This window comes from Streptomyces sp. NPDC051913 (assembly GCF_044593635.1).
In the GTDB taxonomy this organism is placed as follows: domain Bacteria; phylum Actinomycetota; class Actinomycetes; order Streptomycetales; family Streptomycetaceae; genus Streptomyces.
Genome location: NZ_JBIUCI010000009.1, coordinates 113,976 through 129,410, shown reverse-complemented (window position 1 = coordinate 129,410; position 15,435 = coordinate 113,976). Strand labels below are relative to the sequence as shown.

15 protein-coding genes are annotated in these 15,435 nt (G+C 73.4%); 5 read left to right on the top strand and 10 right to left on the bottom strand.

Annotated elements, in window-relative coordinates; all coding sequences use genetic code 11:
• Positions 1–83: 83 nt before the first annotated feature.
• Positions 84–1,478 carry a GNAT family N-acetyltransferase gene (locus ACIHIX_RS26980; RefSeq protein ID WP_399960436.1) on the top strand — a complete coding sequence of 465 codons (1,395 nt, stop codon included), beginning with the start codon at positions 84–86 and terminating at the stop codon, positions 1,476–1,478.
• Here ACIHIX_RS26980 and ACIHIX_RS26975 read toward each other — a convergent pair.
• Positions 1,475–2,677 carry a trans-sulfuration enzyme family protein gene (locus ACIHIX_RS26975; RefSeq protein WP_399960434.1) on the bottom strand — a complete coding sequence of 401 codons (1,203 nt, stop codon included), beginning with the start codon at positions 2,675–2,677 and terminating at the stop codon, positions 1,475–1,477. The two genes, ACIHIX_RS26980 and ACIHIX_RS26975, sit on opposite strands and share 4 nt — an antisense overlap.
• A 60-nt stretch (positions 2,678–2,737) precedes the next feature.
• Here ACIHIX_RS26975 and ACIHIX_RS26970 point away from each other — a divergent pair, with 60 nt between their 5' ends.
• Positions 2,738–3,229, top strand: coding sequence for an Lrp/AsnC family transcriptional regulator (locus tag ACIHIX_RS26970; RefSeq protein ID WP_059198292.1), 492 nt, complete (start codon positions 2,738–2,740; stop codon positions 3,227–3,229).
• 33 nt (positions 3,230–3,262) lie between these two features.
• Positions 3,263–4,948 (top strand): DUF885 domain-containing protein, encoded by a 1,686-nt coding sequence (locus ACIHIX_RS26965; RefSeq protein WP_399960432.1) that lies wholly within the window; start codon positions 3,263–3,265, stop codon positions 4,946–4,948.
• An 81-nt stretch (positions 4,949–5,029) separates the two neighbouring features.
• Here ACIHIX_RS26965 and ACIHIX_RS26960 read toward each other — a convergent pair whose 3' ends face one another.
• Positions 5,030–5,548: an immunity 21 family protein gene (locus tag ACIHIX_RS26960; RefSeq protein WP_399960430.1), complete on the bottom strand. Its 519-nt coding sequence runs from the start codon at positions 5,546–5,548 to the stop codon at positions 5,030–5,032.
• Positions 5,549–5,638: 90 nt separating this feature from the next.
• Positions 5,639–6,124 (bottom strand): rhodanese-like domain-containing protein, encoded by a 486-nt coding sequence (locus ACIHIX_RS26955; RefSeq protein ID WP_399960428.1) that lies wholly within the window; start codon positions 6,122–6,124, stop codon positions 5,639–5,641.
• A gap of 156 nt (positions 6,125–6,280) precedes the next feature.
• Between ACIHIX_RS26955 and ACIHIX_RS26950 the strand changes: the two genes are divergently transcribed.
• Positions 6,281–6,727, top strand: a complete 447-nt coding sequence (locus ACIHIX_RS26950; protein ID WP_399960426.1) for an Lrp/AsnC family transcriptional regulator — start codon at positions 6,281–6,283, stop codon at positions 6,725–6,727.
• Here the strand turns inward: ACIHIX_RS26950 and ACIHIX_RS26945 are convergent.
• The 5 genes from ACIHIX_RS26945 to ACIHIX_RS26925 form a co-directional block, all read right to left on the bottom strand.
• On the bottom strand, positions 6,695–9,709 hold the full coding sequence (locus tag ACIHIX_RS26945; protein WP_399960424.1) for an AAA family ATPase: 3,015 nt from the start codon (positions 9,707–9,709) through the stop codon (positions 6,695–6,697). The two genes, ACIHIX_RS26950 and ACIHIX_RS26945, sit on opposite strands and share 33 nt — an antisense overlap.
• The gene (locus ACIHIX_RS26940) at positions 9,706–10,869 is read right to left on the bottom strand and encodes an exonuclease SbcCD subunit D (protein ID WP_399960422.1); all 1,164 of its coding nucleotides are present in this window, start codon (positions 10,867–10,869) and stop codon (positions 9,706–9,708) included. The genes ACIHIX_RS26945 and ACIHIX_RS26940 overlap by 4 nt, the downstream gene beginning before the upstream one ends.
• 51 nt (positions 10,870–10,920) lie before the next feature.
• Complete coding sequence (locus tag ACIHIX_RS26935) at positions 10,921–11,547, bottom strand: YigZ family protein (RefSeq protein ID WP_399960421.1); 627 nt, start codon at positions 11,545–11,547, stop codon at positions 10,921–10,923.
• A 70-nt stretch (positions 11,548–11,617) separates the two neighbouring features.
• A complete protein-coding gene (locus tag ACIHIX_RS26930; protein ID WP_399960419.1) occupies positions 11,618–12,163 on the bottom strand; it encodes a SixA phosphatase family protein in 546 nt (181 codons plus the stop codon).
• Complete coding sequence (locus ACIHIX_RS26925; protein ID WP_399960840.1) at positions 12,160–12,915, bottom strand: hypothetical protein; 756 nt, start codon at positions 12,913–12,915, stop codon at positions 12,160–12,162. The genes ACIHIX_RS26930 and ACIHIX_RS26925 overlap by 4 nt, the downstream gene beginning before the upstream one ends.
• Positions 12,916–13,068: 153 nt before the next feature.
• Between ACIHIX_RS26925 and ACIHIX_RS26920 the strand changes: the two genes are divergently transcribed.
• Positions 13,069–13,479 carry a CoA-binding protein gene (locus ACIHIX_RS26920; RefSeq protein ID WP_399960417.1) on the top strand — a complete coding sequence of 137 codons (411 nt, stop codon included), beginning with the start codon at positions 13,069–13,071 and terminating at the stop codon, positions 13,477–13,479.
• Positions 13,480–13,517: 38 nt separating this feature from the next.
• On the opposite strand, the gene ACIHIX_RS26915 is transcribed toward ACIHIX_RS26920, so the two are convergent.
• Together ACIHIX_RS26915 and ACIHIX_RS26910 are read right to left on the bottom strand one after the other, a co-directional pair.
• Positions 13,518–14,099 carry a hypothetical protein gene (locus tag ACIHIX_RS26915; protein ID WP_399960415.1) on the bottom strand — a complete coding sequence of 194 codons (582 nt, stop codon included), beginning with the start codon at positions 14,097–14,099 and terminating at the stop codon, positions 13,518–13,520.
• On the bottom strand, positions 14,096–15,430 hold the full coding sequence (locus ACIHIX_RS26910) for a hypothetical protein (protein ID WP_399960413.1): 1,335 nt from the start codon (positions 15,428–15,430) through the stop codon (positions 14,096–14,098). The genes ACIHIX_RS26915 and ACIHIX_RS26910 overlap by 4 nt, the downstream gene beginning before the upstream one ends.
• Between the last annotated feature and the right edge of the window lie 5 nt (positions 15,431–15,435).

The window sequence follows — 15,435 nt, the reverse complement described above, 5'->3', positions numbered from 1 at the left end:
CAGATTTAGTCTTTACCGGCCGGTCACAAACCGTTCGTGATCACGCAACACCGTTCCTTCACAGTGGCTGCATGAGTCGAGAAATGTCTGATGTGACGCGTGCGAAGCACGGACGTCCGGTCCACCACTGGCGCCGGGACGTCATCGAACTGGCCGCGCTGTTCACGGCGGTCGCGGTGGCGGACGCCGTCGCGAATCTGATCGGGCACGGGCCCGACGGTCCGCAACTGCTGCTGGTGTCGGCGGTCGTACTGGTCGCCACGGCTGGGTTCCACACCTGGTGGGCACGCCGCCACGGTCACGCGCCGCCGGTGAGCGATACCGATGCCCGGCCGCCCTCCTCGGAGACTCAGGCCGGGCCGTCCGCCGACACCGGGGAGAGCGTGCTGTGGCGGATGCGGACGACGGTGCAGGACGAACCGGGGTCACTGGCCGCGCTGTGCACGGCCCTCGCCGGCCACCGGGTCGACATCCTCAGCCTCCAGACGCACCCGCTGGCCGAGGGCACGGTGGACGAGTTCCTGCTGCGGGCGCCCGGTGAGCTGTCGGCGACCGAGATCACCCGGGCCGTCGCGCTGGCCGGCGGCGCCGGTACGTGGATCGAGCGGGCCGACGCCCACGACCTGGTCGACGCGCCGACCCGGGTACTCGGCCTCGCCACCCGTACCGCGCTCGACGCGGCGGAACTCCCCCTGGCGTTGCGCCAGTTGCTGGGCCGGTGCACGATCAGGTCCCTGCCCGGCACACCGGCCGGAGGGGGCCGCGGCCCGGAGAGCGTGCCCGTGGAGGGGGTACTGGAGGACACCGTGATGCGGCTGCGGGCACCGGAAGGCGGAGTGATCACCGTGGAGCGGCCGTACCTGCCGTTCACCCCGACCGAGTTCGCGCGGGCGCGGGCGCTGGTGGAGCTGGACACGGTCCTCGGACCGCGTGTGCCGCACAGCGAGGACGTGCTGACGCTGCCCGAGGGCAACGACATCACCGTGCGCCGGGCGGACATCGGGGATCTGGAGGCCGCGAAGGCGATGCACGAGCGATGCAGCCCGCGGACGCTCGGTCTGCGCTACCACGGGCCGGTCGGTGACGCGGACCGGTACTTGAACCACCTGCTCAGCCCGCGGTTCGGGCGGACACTGGCGGTCCAGACGGCGTCGGGGCGGCTGGTCGGGCTGGGGCATCTGCTGTGGGACGGGGACGAGACCGAGGTGGCGCTGCTCGTCGAGGACGAGTGGCAGCGGCGTGGGATCGGGGGCGAGTTGCTGCGCAGGCTGGTGGGGATGGCCGGTGAGGCCGGGTGCGAGAGTGTGTACGCGGTGACGCAGTCGTCCAACACGGGGATGGTTGCGGCGATGCGGGATCTGGGCCTCCCCCTCGACTACCAGATCGAGGAGGGGACCCTGGTGATCACTGCGCGGTTGGATGCGCGAGGAGTCGCCGAAGAGGTGGGCTCGGGGATCGCTGAGCGCCGTAGGGGTTAATGGCTGATGGCGGGTGCGGGTGTGCTGTGGCTGGTCGCGCAGTTCCCCGCGCCCCTCAGCGGCATCAGGCCCAAGGCGCCGTTCAGATCCGTCCAGAGATCTTCCACGTCCTCCAGGCCCACCGACATGCGCAGCAAGCCGTCGCTCACGCCGGCGTCCTGGCGGTCGTCCTCGGCCACTATGCGGTGGCTGATGGACGCCGGGTGCTGGATCAGGGTGTCGACGCTGCCGAGGCTCACCGCCGGGGTGATCAGGCGGACGTTCGCGATCACCTCGTGCGGGTCGCCGTGGACCTCGAAGGCGATCATCGCGCCGCCGATGCGCGGGTAGTGGACGCGGGCGACGCGCGGGTCGGCGGCGAGGCGGCGGGCCAGTTCGGCGGCGGTCGCGGAGGCCGCGTGGACGCGGACCGGCAGCGTCGACAGGCCGCGCAGGAGGAGATAGCCGGCCAGGGGGTGCAGGACGCCTCCGGTGGCGAAGCGGACCTGGCGGAGCCGGCCGGCGAACTCCTCGTCACAGGCCACCACACCCGCCATGACGTCACCGTGGCCGCCGAGGTACTTGGTGGCGCTGTGCAGCACCAGCCGTGCGCCCTGCTCGGCCGGGCGCTGGAGCACGGGCGTGGCGAAGGTGTTGTCGGCGAGCAGCGGGACCGTGCCGCAGGCGTGGGCCACCGCGCGCAGGTCCACCTCGGCGAGCGTCGGGTTCGCCGGGGACTCGACCATGACCAGGCCCGTGTCGGGGCGCAGCGCGTCGGTGATGCCGGCCGGGTCCGTCCACGTCACCTCGGAACCGAGCAGCCCGGCGGTCAGGAGGTGGTCGCTGCAGCCGTACAGGGGGCGGACGGCGACCACATGGCGCAGGCCCATCGAGCCCCGCACCAACAGGACCGCGCTCAGCGCGGCCATGCCGCTGGCGAAGGCGACCGCGGCCTCGGTGCCCTCCAGGCGGGCCAGGGCCGTCTCGAAGCGGGCGACGGTCGGGTTGCCGAGGCGGCCGTAGACGGGCGGGCCGTCGGGGTCGGCGCCGGTGGCGGCGAAGGCGTCGATACGGGCGGCCTCACCGCGGCTGTCGTACGAGGGGTAGGTGGTCGACAGGTCGATGGGCGGGGCGTGCAGTCCCTGCCGGGCGAGGTCGTCGCGGCCGGCGTGGACGGCCTCGGTGGCCAGGGCTCTGGTGGGCACAGGCGTCGTCTCCATGCGGGACAGGGTGAACACCGACCGGGTCGCAGGGGGAGAACACCGTGTTACGTTCGGCCCATGGCCGAATCTGTCGTACTGGATCCGGTGGACCTTCATCTTCTGCGGCTGTTGCAGAACGACGCCCGGACCACCTATCGCGATCTCGCCGCCCAGGTGGGGGTCGCGGCGTCGACCTGTCTGGACCGGGTGACCCGGCTGCGCCGGGCCGGCGTGATCCTCGGCCATCAGTTGCGACTGGATCCGGCGAAGCTGGGGCGGGGGCTGGAAGCGCTGCTGTCCGTGCAGGTGCGGCCACATCGGCGGGAGTTGGTGGGGCCCTTCGTGGAGCGGATCAGGGCGCTGCCGGAGTCACGGACCGTCTTCCATCTGACCGGGCCCGACGACTATCTCGTCCATGTCGCGGTCGCGGACATGACGGATCTGCAGCGGCTGGTGCTCGACGAGTTCACGGCCCATCGCGAAGTGGCCCGGGTGGAGACCCGGTTGATCTTCCAGCAGTGGGACTGCGGGCCGCTGCTCCCGCCTACGCCCTCGGCTCAATCCGGGTGACGTGCGGCGTCCCCTCGTACGAGGATGGACCGCATGTCACAGACCAACAGCCTGCCCCGTGAGGTGGCCGACGCGTACGTCGACGCCCTCATCGCCCTCGACCCGGTCACCGGCACCTATCTCGGCGTGAAGGAGAGTTCGAACCGTCTGCCCGACACCTCACCGGCGGGCCAGGACAAGCTCGCCCGGCTCCAGCGGGACACGCTCGCCCGGCTCGACGAGGCGGAGCGGCAGCCCGGCGCGGACAGTGACATCGAGCGGCGCTGCGCCCGGCTGCTGCGCGAGCGGCTCACCGCGGAACTCGCCGTGCACGACGCCGACGAGGGACTGCGCTCGGTCGGCAACATGGCGACGGCCGCTCATTCGGTGCGTGAGGTGTTCACGGTGACGCCGAACCAGACCGACGAGGACTGGGCGGCGATCGCCGAGCGGCTGCGGGCCGTGCCGGCCGCGTTCGCCGGGTACCGCGAGTCCCTCGCACTCGGCCTGGAGCGCAAGTTGTACGCCTCGCCGCGCCCGACCGCCACCTTCGTCGAGCAGCTCACCGAGTGGGCGGACACCGGGGAGGGACGCGGCTGGTTCGAGGACTTCGCGGCGGACGGCCCCGAGGCACTGCGCGCCGGGCTGGACGAGGCCGCGCGCGGCGCGACCGCGGCCGTCGTGGAGCTGCGGGACTGGATGCGGGACGTGTACGCGCCGACGATCGAGGGCGCCCCGAACACGGTCGGCCGGGAGCGGTACGCGCGCTGGGCCCGCTACTTCAACGGCACGGACCTGGATCTGGACGAGGCGTACGCGTACGGCTGGTCCGAGTTCCACCGACTGCTCGGCGAGATGAAGCAGGAGGCGGAGAAGATCCTGCCGGGCGCCGAGACACCGTGGGTGGCGCTCAAGCACCTCGACGAGCACGGCACCCGCATCGAGGGCGTCGAGGAGGTCCGGGAGTGGCTGCAGGGCCTGATGGACCAGGCGATCGAGTCGCTGGACGGTACTCACTTCGAACTGGCCGAGCGGGTCCGGCGGGTGGAGGCGCACATCGCCCCGCCCGGCGGTGCCGCGGCGCCGTACTACACGGCCCCGTCGGAGGACTTCTCCCGGCCGGGCCGTACCTGGCTGCCGACGATGGGCCAGACCAGCTTCCCGGCCTACGACCTGGTCTCCACGTGGTACCACGAGGGTGTCCCGGGCCATCACCTCCAGCTGGCGCAGTGGGCGCACATCGCGGACAGCCTCTCCCGCTACCAGGCCACGGTCGGCATCGTCAGCGCCAATGCAGAGGGCTGGGCGCTGTACGCGGAGCGGCTGATGGACGAGCTGGGCTTCCTCAGGGACGCGGAGCAGCGGCTCGGTTACCTGGACGCGCAGATGATGCGGGCGGCTCGGGTGATCGTGGACATCGGTATGCACCTGGAGCTGGAGATCCCGGCCGACTCGCCGTTCCACCCGGGCGAGGTCTGGACGCCGGAGCTGGCGCAGGAGTTCTTCGGAGCGCACAGCAGCCGTCCGGCGGACTTCGTGGAGAGCGAGCTGACCCGCTATCTGACGATCCCTGGCCAGGCGATCGGCTACAAGCTGGGCGAGCGGGCGTGGCTGCTGGGCCGGGAAAAGGCCCGGCAGCGGCACGGCGACGCGTTCGACCTGAAGGCCTGGCACATGGCGGCGCTGTCGCAGGGCTCGCTGGGCCTCGACGACCTGGTCGACGAGCTGGCGCAGCTGTAACAGCCACATCTGCTCGGTGGTCCAGCCCGCCTCGTCCGTCGCGGGTCGCGCGACGAGGCGGGCGCCATCGGCCCCGGACCGCTATCCGTGTGCCAACGGCCTCAGTTGTACGAGTCCCAGCCACGTCTCCGGCCCGGACCGGACGTGTGCGGCGCGCACCGCGTAGCGGCCGGGGTCGAGCGCGATCCAGACGTGGTCGGTGCGCAGGGAGTCGGTGCCCGGCCAGGCGGCGTCGAACAGCAGCACCGGGCCCGGCACGTTCCAGGCGACCTCCGGTCCCCACACGGCGGCGTCGAGCGCGGCCGGCACCTCCGCGAGCAGCTGCTCCTCGGACTCGGCCGCCGACCACCGTACGAAGAGGCCGCGGTCCGGCAGATAGGTGGTGGAGGCGGGCTCGTCGCCGAACACCAGCGCCGCGCTGTCACCCACCGGCAGTAGGCCGACGTGTCCGTCGACCTCGCAGGCCCGGTCGTAGTCCGAGGCGGTCTCGTCCCCGTCGGCGCCCGCCCAGAACGGGAGCACGGTCTCCGGGACCGCTATGAGCGGCCCGCCGCCCGACTCCACCCACTCCGCCACGCCCGGCTCCGCGTATCGCACCATGGCGCGGAATCTACCTGGTACATGACAGTGCGTGGCGCCCGTTCACAGGAAGACCGGAATCTGCGATTCATCGACGTCCGGTGACCCGGCTCAGCAGCCGCAGTTCTCCGCGTCCACCGGCGCCGTCAGCGGGTCCGCGTCACGGCGCTCCTTGCCCTCCCAGGTCTCGAACTCGAAGCCCTCGCGCGCCCAGTACTCGAAGCCGCCGAGCATCTCCTTGACCTGGTAGCCGAGTTCGGCGAGGGCGAGGGCCGAGCGGGTGGCGCCGTTGCAGCCGGGGCCCCAGCAGTACGTCACGACCGGCACGGACTTGTCGAGGAGTCGCTCGGCCTGCTCGGGGACGAGGGCGGTCGGCAGGTGGACCGCGCCGGGGATGTGGCCCTGGTCCCAGGCTTCGGTGGAGCGGGAGTCCAGGACGACGAAACCGGGGTCGCCCCCGGCCGAGAGCGCGGCGGCGACGTCGGAGACGTCGGCGTGGAAGACGAGGCTCGCACGGAAGTAGGCGGCAGCCTCGGCCGGGGCCGCCGGGGCGACGCGCAGGACGGGGTTGACGGTGTTCGTGCTGACGCTGCTCATGCGATGGCCTTTCCCTGACACGGCTCGCGGGGCTTCTCGTCGGGCCTCGTCGCCCTCCCCACATCCAGAAATCTACGTCGGTCGATCACGTCATTGAAGTGGTGATCCCCGGCGTTCCGCTTGATCCGCCGGTGATTCCCCTGGTATCTCTCCGGCATGACCGAGTTTTCCCCGGACGCCACCGACTGGCGCATCCTCGATGTCCTCCAGCGGGAGGGCCGGGCCAGCTTCGCCGAGCTCGCCCGTGCCGTCTCCATGTCCCCGAGCGCGGTCACGGAACGGGTGCGCCGGCTGGAGGAGGCGGGCGTGATCCAGGGATACGCGGCGGTCGTCGACCCGGACCGGCTGGGGCTGCCGATCCTGGCGTTCGTGCGGCTGCGCTATCCGAACGGCAACTACAAGCCGTTCCACGACCTGCTGGAGGCAACGCCCGAGATCCTGGAGGCGCACCATGTCACGGGCGACGACTGCTTCGTCATCAAGGTCGCCGCACGGTCGATGCGGCACCTGGAGGAGGTGTCGGGCAAGATCGGCGCACTGGGCGCGGTGACGACGAGCGTCGTCTACTCCTCACCCCTGCCGCGCCGACCGCTGGGCCGCTGACCTCACCTTCAGCGTCGATCCGGCTCTGCCCTTCACCACCTCCAACTGGGCGTGGATACGCCGCCGCAGGTCGGCCACATGGCTCACGATGCCGACACTGCGGTCCCGCTCGCGCAGTGAGTCGAGCACGTCGAGGACCTCGTCGAGGGTCTGGTCGTCGAGGCTGCCGAAGCCCTCGTCGATGAAGAGCGTGTCGAGCCGCACCCCGCCCGCCTCGTCGGTGACGACGTCCGCGAGGCCGAGGGCGAGGGCCAGCGAGGCGAAGAACGTCTCACCGCCCGACAGCGTGGCCGTGTCCCGCTCCCGGCCGGTCCAGGCGTCGACGACATGCAGCCCGAGCCCGCTGCGGCCACGTCCGGCCCGGTCGTCGGAGTGGACGAGGGTGTACCGCCCGGAGGACATCCGCAGCAGTCGCACGGTCGCGGCGGCGGCCACCTGTTCCAGGCGCGCGGCCAGCACGTAGGACTCCAGGCGCATCTTGCGTTCGTTGTCCGCCGAGGTGCCCGCGGTCAGGGAGGCGAGGCGGGCCACCCGGTCGTACTCCTCGCGCAGCGGGGCGAGACGGCGCACGGACACGGTCGCGCGCGCGGAGAGCCGGTCGAGGTCGGCGCAGCGCCGGGCGGCGGCGTCGCGCGCGGAGGCCGCGTCGCGCACCCGCTGGGCGGCGAGAGCGGCGGCCCGCTCGGCGGCGGCGAGGTCCGCGGGCGGCTGCTGGGCGGCGGCCGCGGTGTCGGGTTCGGCGAGGACGGCCCGTACGGCGGCCTCCTGCGACTGCCAGTCGTCGAGCCGCCGTTGCAGGTCGCGATGGGCCGCGTCGTCGAGGAGCGCCTGCGCCGCGGCCTGCGGGGTGTCGAAGCCGGCCCGGAACGCGGCGTCGGCCAGCCGGGCGTCGGCGTCCTTGAGCCGCTGGGCGGTGTCCTCGGCGACGCGGGCCGCGTCGGCGGCGTCGGTGAGCCGCCTGACCTGCCGCTCCAGTTGGTCGGCGCGGGCGGCGACGCTGTCGAGGGTGCCGCGCGCCTGCGTCAACTCCTCCTCCAGCACACCCCGTTCGCGGTCCAGGCGGTCCCGGTGCCCGACTCGGGACGCGGCCCGTACCGCGGCCTCCTGGCGCACCGCGGTGCGCCGCTCGTGCTCCTGCTCGGCCCGGCGCAGCTCCTCGTGCGCGGGGTGCAGGTCCGAGGCGGCGTGCCGAGCCTGGGCGTAGAGACGCTCCAACTCCTCGGCGGCTGAGGCGAGTTGCTCGGTGGAGGCGTCACCGGCCTCCGCCGTGGCGGCGGCGAGTGCCTCGCGTACGACGCCCAGGCGCTGTTCCTGCTCGCTGTGCCGTTCCTCCGCCTGCTGGTAGGCGGCCAGCGCCCGCTCCTCCGCCTCCCGGCCGACGTGCCCGGCGTCCTTGCGGGCGGGGGCCGGGTGCTCGGTCGCCCCGCAGACCGCGCAGGGTGCGCCGTCCGTCAGCTGGGCGGCGAGTTCGGCGGCGATGCCGTTGAGCCGCCGCTCCTTGACCTCCAGCCAGCGGGCCTTGAGCGTCAGCGCGTCCACCTGCGCGAGCCGGACCTGTTCGGCGGCCGTGTCGGTGTCACCGGCCAGCTGGTCCCGCAGCCGCGCCGCGCCCAGCCGCCGCTGCGCGGGCTCGCGCTGCACCCCGAGCTGCTCGGCCCGGGTCGCCGCCTCCTGGGCGGAGTCGATACGGGCCTGGAGCCCGCCGCGGGTCGCCTCCCACCCGGCGAGCCAGTCGTCCGCCTCACGCAGGACGTCGTCGTCGGCACGCTCCTGCCGGTCGAGGCCGGCCCGCTCCGCGACCAGTTCGGCCAGCCGCTGCTCGGCCCGCCGGGCCGACTCCAGCCCGCCCAGCTCCTCGGCGGCCCGGCGGGCGGCGGACGCGAGCCCGGCCGCGCCGGCGTCGGCGAAGGTGTCCGGCAGCAGCGCACGCGTGCGTTCCTGCGCTGCGGCCGCCCGGCCGTGCTCGGCGTCGGCGGCCTCCCGGAGCTCCAGCGCCGGCGCCACGGCCTCGGCCTTGCGGGCGCGCTCCATGCGCGCCAGTGCCTGCCGGTAGCCGTCGGACCGCTCCTCCATCAGCGCGGCCCGCTGCCGCGCCTCGCCGAACCGCTGTTGCAGCCGGGCCACTTCGCGTACGTCTCCCAGCGTGCGCTCGGCGGCCGCCTGCGCGGACTCGGCGGACGTGAGGCGGCTGTGGGCGATGGTGAGCTGCTCGCGGGCGGTGCTGCGGGCGACGGCGGCGGCGCTCATGACGGCGTCGGCGAGGCCCGGGTCCCCCGGTGCGGCGTCCGGCAGTGCCATCGCGTCGCCCGCCGCCTGCTGCATGCGGTGCGCGTCGGCCAGCAGCTCGGTGTCCCCGTCGCGGACCTGTGCCTCGGTGGCGCGGCGGCGATCGGCCAGACGCTTCTCGACCTCGGCGAAGCGGTGGGTGTCGAAGAGGCGCCCCAGCAGCCGGCCGCGCGCCTCGGCGTCCGCGCGCAGGAAGCGGGCGAAGTCGCCCTGCGGCAACAGGACGACCTGGCAGAACTGCTCGCGGCTCATGCCGAGGAGTTGGGTGATCTCCTCGCCGATCTCCTGGTGGGAACGGCTGAGGTCCTTCCAGGCGCCGGTCCGGGCGTCGTACTCGCGCAGCCAGCTCTGGGCCTTGTCGAGGGTGCTGCCCGAGCCGCGTTTCTTCGGGCGCTCCCAGGGCGGCTGGCGGGTGATCTCCAACCGGCGTCCGGCGACGGTCAGTTCGAGGCGGACCTCCGTGCGTGTGCCGGGCGCGGCGTGGTCGCTGCGCAGGGTGAGGCCCTGGCCGGTCTGGCGGGCGCCAGGGACGGAGCCGTACAGCGCGTAGCAGACGGCGTCCAGGACGGAGGTCTTGCCCGCGCCGGTCGGTCCGTGGAGCAGGAAGAGCCCGGCGACGGACAGCTCGTCGAAGTCGACGCTCTGAGCGCCCCCGAACGGTCCGAACGCGGTGATGTCGAGCCGGTGCAGCCTCACCGCGCCACCTCCCGCACGGTCTCGTCCGTCCGTACCGCGTCGAACGCCTCCCGCAGTACTCCCTGTTCGTCCTCGTCGGGTCCCGCGCCCCGCACATGGGAGACGAAGTCCTCGGCGATCTCCTGGTCGCTGCGCCCCGCGAGCCGCCTGGCGTAGGACACCTCGGGGTCGTCGGGGGCGCGCTCGGGGTCGAAGACGAGGCTGAGGGTGTGCGGGAAGCGCTCGGTGAGGCGGGCCATGGGGTCGGCGGGGCGGACGGTGTCGGTGAGGGTCGCCTCGACCCACGCCTCCTCGTGCCGCGTGAGGTCCGGGTCGGCGAGCAGCTCCTCCAGCGTCCCCCGCACGCGGGCCAGCGCGCGCGGCACCGGGCAGTCGACGCGCTCGGCGGTCACCGCCCCCTCGGCGTCGAGGTCGACGAGCCACATGCTCTTGCGGTGGTCAGCCTCGGAGAAGGAGTAGGGCAGCGGCGAGCCGGAGTAACGGACGCGGTCGGTGAGGGTCTGGCAGCCGTGCAGATGACCCAGCGCCGCGTAGTCGACGCCGTCGAAGACGGCGGCCGGTACGGCGGCGACCCCGCCGACGGTGATGTCCCGTTCGCTGTCGCTGGCCTCGCCGCCGGTGACGAAGGCGTGGGCGAGGACGACCGAGCGGGTGCCGCGCGCGCGGGTGGCGAGGTCGGCGCGGACGCGGTCCATGGCGGCGGCCAGCACCGCCTCGTGGCCGGGCTTCTCGACCCCGAACTCGTCCTTCACCAGGGCGGGTTCGAGGTAGGGCAGGCCGTAGAAGGCCACGGCACCGAACGCGTCCTCGAGGACCACCGGGGTGCCGCACGCCGACGGCTCGGTCCGCAGATGGATGCCCGCGCGGTCGATGAGCCCCGCGCCCACCCCGAGCCGGCGCGCCGAGTCGTGGTTCCCGGAGATCATCACCGTCGGCACACCGAGGTCGGCCAGCCGGTGCAGCGCGTCGTCGAACAGCTCGACCGCGGCCAGCGGCGGCACCGCGCGGTCGTACACGTCTCCCGACACGGTCACGGCGTCCACGCCGCGCTCACGCACGGTGGCGACCAGGTGACAGATGAACTCGGCCTGCGCGCCGAGCATGTTGACCCGGTGGAACGCCCGGCCGAGATGCCAGTCGGAAGTGTGCAGCAGTCTCATGATCCCCGAGACTAACGGCCGGGTCTGACAACACGGGCGGTCACCTGCATTTCAGGCATCTCCGTATGCCTCTCCACCCAGTTCGAACCCTGCCGTCCCGGCGGTCGCGTCCGCGAGCCACGCCGCGAAGGCGGGGACGTCCGCGTCCGGGAGGCCGATCTCGATGGTGACCGCCTCGCCGTAGCGGACTGCACGGACCTCGCGGCCGGTGGCGCGGAGGTCGTTCTGGACCTTGCCCGCGCGCTGGTGGTCGACCGTGACGGTGGCGAGGCGGAAGCGGCGGCGGGTGATCGTGCCGAGGGTGTCCAGAGCCTCGCCGACCGCGCCTCCGTAGGCGCGGATGAGACCGCCGGCGCCGAGCTTGACGCCGCCGTAGTACCGGGTGACGACGGCGACGACGTAGCGCATGTCGCGGCGCAGCAGCATCTGGAGCATGGGGACGCCGGCGGTGCCGCCCGGTTCGCCGTCGTCGCTCGCCTTCTGGATCGCGCCGTCGGCGCCGATGACGTAGGCGAAGCAGTTGTGGGTGGCGTCGGCGTGCTCCTTGCGGACGGCCGCGACGAAGTCCTGGGCCTCCTGCTCGGTGGCCGCGGGGGCGAGGGCGCACAGGAAGCGGGAGCGGTTGACCTCGGTCTCGTGCACGCCCGCGTGGGCGACTGTGCGGTACTCGTCCTGCATCGGGCCAGCCTATGCGCATCGGCTCGGGTCGCCCGCACGGGTGATGTGGCTCACCGATCGTGCCGCCTGCTCACCGTGCCTTCTTCCCCCGCGGCACCGTCACCGCCGTCAGCAGCGCCGTTCCCGGGGCCAGGCCCTCCCAGGCCGCCCCGCGCCAGGCCAGGACCGCGATCGCCGACGTCGGGAACTTCACCCGGACCGTGTCGAGGGTGTCGTCGAGGCCGTCGCCCGCGAGCTGGAGGACGAGGTCCTCCAGACCCGGGTTGTGGCCGATCAGCAGCAGCGTCTCGACCTCGGCGGACACCTCGCGCACGACCTCCAGGAGTTCGGGCACGTCGGCGCCGTAGAGCCGGGCGTCATGGCGGACCGGGGGCGGGGTGCCCCACTGGGCGGCGGCCAGCTCCCAGGTCTGACGGGCGCGTACGGCGGTGGAGCACAGGGCGAGATCGGGCAGGCAGTCGGCCTCGGCGAGCGCGCGGCCCGCGGCCGGGGCGTCCCGGCGGCCCCGCGGGGCGAGCGGCCGCCGATGGTCCGGCACACCCTCGGGCCAGGCCGACTTCGCGTGCCGCAGCACGACCAGACGGCGCAGCGGGCCCGCTCCGGCGCGCGCGATCATGCGGGCGCTCCCAGGTCGCGGGTGAGTTCGAGACCGAGGAGCCGGTCCGCGTAGGCGTACGTCTCGAAGCGGGCACCGGACGGGAGGCCCGAGGTCTCGACCGACCTCAGGACCCGGAGGACGCCGGGTACGTCGAGGTCGTCCTCCCAGGCCGTGCGCAGTTCCGCGCGCACCTCGTCGGGGACCGGCCGGGACGGCTCGCGCGCCCACGCGGCGACGGCGCGGCGCCACCGTACGAGGGTGGCGCGGGCGTCCTGGAGGGCGGTCACGTCGAGCCGTGCGGTCAGGTCCCGGCGCGTCGACAGCAGGGCGAGCCGCAGTACGTCGGGGTCGACGCCCTCCGCCGGCCCGTCGACGGCGGCGACGGCGACCCGGATCCCCTCCGTGTCCGGAGCGGTGCCGTCCTCCGCCACCACATGGACGGCCTGCGCCCCGCCGAGCCCTCTGCCCGCCTCCCGGCCGTCCTCGAAGGGCCGGACGCCGAGCGCCGCGGCGGCCGCCCGTACCTCGGGCCGCTGCTCCGCGCTGTCGAGCAGCGCCCACACCGGCGTGCCGCCGAGTTCGAGGGCGCGTACGAGGGTGTCGGCGACGAGCAGCACCCGCGGGGCGGTGTCGTCGAGGCCCGGCACATGCGCCTCGACACGGGTCAGGCCACGGCGGGCGGGGGCGGCCTCGACCGGGTCGCCGGTTCGGGCGTCGATGATGCGCAGCACGGGGTGAGCGTAGGCGGGACGGCGGCCGTCCGCAGGCAGGTGGCGCGGATTCCGGACAGGGTGGCGGGTGCGGCGAGGTGCGCGGGCCGGTGGGTCAGGGGTGCGCGCGGGACGTCGTACCGGGGAATCCGCGGGAGTGGTGCGCTGTTGTGCGGGACGCCACAGCAACGGAGACCCTCCAGGAGACCCACGGTGTACGGAGACGAAGCGACGGTCCGCAAGATGCTCACCGAGAGCGGCGACACCTGGGCGGTGGTCGGCCTGTCCTCGAACCGGCGGCGCGCGGCGTACGGCGTGGCCGAGGTGCTCCAGCGCTACGGCAAGCGGATCGTGCCCGTGCATCCGAAGGCGGAGACCGTGCACGGCGAACAGGGCTACGCCTCGCTCGCCGACATCCCCTTCGACGTGGACGTGGTCGATGTCTTCGTCAACAGCGATCTCGCCGGCCCGGTCGTCGACGAGGCGATCGCCAAGGGCGCCAAGGCGGTCTGGTTCCAGCTCGACGTGATCGACGAGGCGGCGTACGACCGTGCGCGTGCGGCGGGACTCGACATGGTGATGGACCGCTGCCCCGCGATCGAGATCCCCCGACTGCGGGACTGAGGCGCGGCGGGCGGCCGCGCCGGTCGACGGCCCGCACCTCAGCCCTGCCCCTCGCACGCGTTGATGTAGTACAGCTCTATCTCCACCCGGTCCGCCGATCCCCCGGACCAGAACGGGCGCGTGCCGACGTTTCCGCCGCAGAAGGCCTGGGGGCGGCGGGACTTGAGGGTGGCGTTGACGTCCTCCGCGAGGTCGGTCGCCGCGCCGAGCATCGACTGCGGGGCGACGCCGAAGGTGATGACCATGCCGATCCGGCGCCCGTCCCCGCTCGCGCGCATCTCCTTGTCTAGGGCCGCGACGATCTTCTTGCGGTCTGCGGCGTTGAGGTTGTTTCCCTTGCCGGAGGCGCGTCCCGTCGCGCCCGAGGACAGGGACACGGCGATGGTGTGCCCTTTCGGGTCGAGGCCTGTCGGTCCCTTCGCCGTGCGCGAGGGGGACGGCGAGGCGGAGGGCGACGGCGAGGACGAGGGCTTCGGGGACTTCTTGGCCCCCGCCGCACCGGTGCCGTCCGAGGCGACCATGCCGAGTACGACCAGGAACAGCACCAGGAACAGGTCCGCGAAGAGCCAGCCCGCGAGATGGCGCGGGGCGATACCGGCGCCCTGGGGGCGTCGCCTCACCGCTGTTCCCCGTTGTACCAGTCGTCACCGGGCCGGCGGGGCGGCGGCGTCGCGGCTCCGGTGTCGGGGCCCGTGGTGTCAAGACCGTCGGTGCGGGGGCGGGGTGGCGCGGGCGGCGGAGGCGGCGCCGCGACGGCAGGCCCGCGGGAGCCGCCGCCGGGATGCCCGTTGCCGTTGTAGGGGCCGTTGGAGGGGCCGCCGTGCGGGCCCGTGGACGGGCCGCCGGAGTTCGACATCGGGCCGGGGCCGGAGCCGTACCCGCCGGCCCCGCCCCCGTTCTGCAACAGCGCGAGCACCCGCTCCAGGGCGTCCATGTAGGCGTACATCCGCTCGCTGTTGTCGTTGAGGACGCCCATGGCCTCACCGACCCTGCGGGTGGTCTCGGTGACCTCGTCGGCGACGGTGGCGTGCACCCGGTTGGCCTCCTGGGAGCTGCCGGCCGCGCGGCGCAGTTCGGCGAGGAGACGGGTGAGGGACTCCCGGGTTGCCTGTTCGTCGCCGCGCAGGTCGTCGCGCATCTTGGCGAAGTCGCGCAGGAGTTGGTGCGGCACGGTCAGGGAGCGACCCATCTCGCCCAACTCGCCCGCGGAACGCGTCCATTGGTCGAGGGCGGTGACGAAGGTGCCCTCCGGTCCTGGCGCGAAGATCCGCTCCATGCGGTCGGCGCTGTCGGAGAGGGTGCGGGAGAGTTCGGCCGTGCTGCGGGTGATGTCCCGTGCGATGCCGACGAGTTGGCCGGCCGGCACGACCTGGGCCTCCAGGACCGCGTGTTTGGAGAGCTCCATGGTGAGGAGGGTCAGCTCGCCGCCGACCAGGGTGCGCAGCCGGGTGCGGGACGCCTCGTGCTCGGCGGCCCACTCCAGGCGTTGCAGCCACATCGTGGCGAGGACCACGCCGCCGATGAGCAGCACCACGAGCAGGACCGCGGTGCCGCCGAAGCCGGAGGCCCACAGCTTCAGGAAGTTGGTGCCCTTCGCCGAGTCCTGGAAGTCCTGGAAGGCGAACCACAGGGAGAGCCATGTCAGCACGATCGGCAGGAACACGGACACGTCCCGCGCGGTGGACACGACGGCGATCAGCCCGCTGTTGCGCGGCTCCTCGTCCGGCACCAGCACCTCGGGCGGATAGGCGTGCAGCAGGTTGACGCCGGACAGGGCCCGGCCGCCGGCCCGGGCGTCGTCGGCGATCCAGGTCAGGACGGAGCGCCCGGTGCTCTCCTCGGGGCACTCGCCGGCCAGCTCGGTCAGCCGGTCGGCGGCGGCCCGCAGCGCCACGGAGGGTTCGGGCGCCGGGGGCGCGGGCTGGTGGGTGTCGGGTTTCCTGCTGGACAAGACCT

What these genes read in the sequence shown, in the direction of transcription:
- ACIHIX_RS26980 (WP_399960436.1), top strand. Translation starts at nt 84, where the DNA reads ATGTCTGATGTGACGCGTGCGAAGCACGGACGTCCGGTCCACCACTGG.
- ACIHIX_RS26975 (WP_399960434.1), bottom strand. Translation starts at nt 2,677, where the DNA reads ATGGAGACGACGCCTGTGCCCACCAGAGCCCTGGCCACCGAGGCCGTC.
- ACIHIX_RS26970 (WP_059198292.1), top strand. Translation starts at nt 2,738, where the DNA reads ATGGCCGAATCTGTCGTACTGGATCCGGTGGACCTTCATCTTCTGCGG.
- ACIHIX_RS26965 (WP_399960432.1), top strand. Translation starts at nt 3,263, where the DNA reads ATGTCACAGACCAACAGCCTGCCCCGTGAGGTGGCCGACGCGTACGTC.
- ACIHIX_RS26960 (WP_399960430.1), bottom strand. Translation starts at nt 5,548, where the DNA reads ATGGTGCGATACGCGGAGCCGGGCGTGGCGGAGTGGGTGGAGTCGGGC.
- ACIHIX_RS26955 (WP_399960428.1), bottom strand. Translation starts at nt 6,124, where the DNA reads ATGAGCAGCGTCAGCACGAACACCGTCAACCCCGTCCTGCGCGTCGCC.
- ACIHIX_RS26950 (WP_399960426.1), top strand. Translation starts at nt 6,281, where the DNA reads ATGACCGAGTTTTCCCCGGACGCCACCGACTGGCGCATCCTCGATGTC.
- ACIHIX_RS26940 (WP_399960422.1), bottom strand. Translation starts at nt 10,869, where the DNA reads ATGAGACTGCTGCACACTTCCGACTGGCATCTCGGCCGGGCGTTCCAC.
- ACIHIX_RS26935 (WP_399960421.1), bottom strand. Translation starts at nt 11,547, where the DNA reads ATGCAGGACGAGTACCGCACAGTCGCCCACGCGGGCGTGCACGAGACC.
- ACIHIX_RS26930 (WP_399960419.1), bottom strand. Translation starts at nt 12,163, where the DNA reads ATGATCGCGCGCGCCGGAGCGGGCCCGCTGCGCCGTCTGGTCGTGCTG.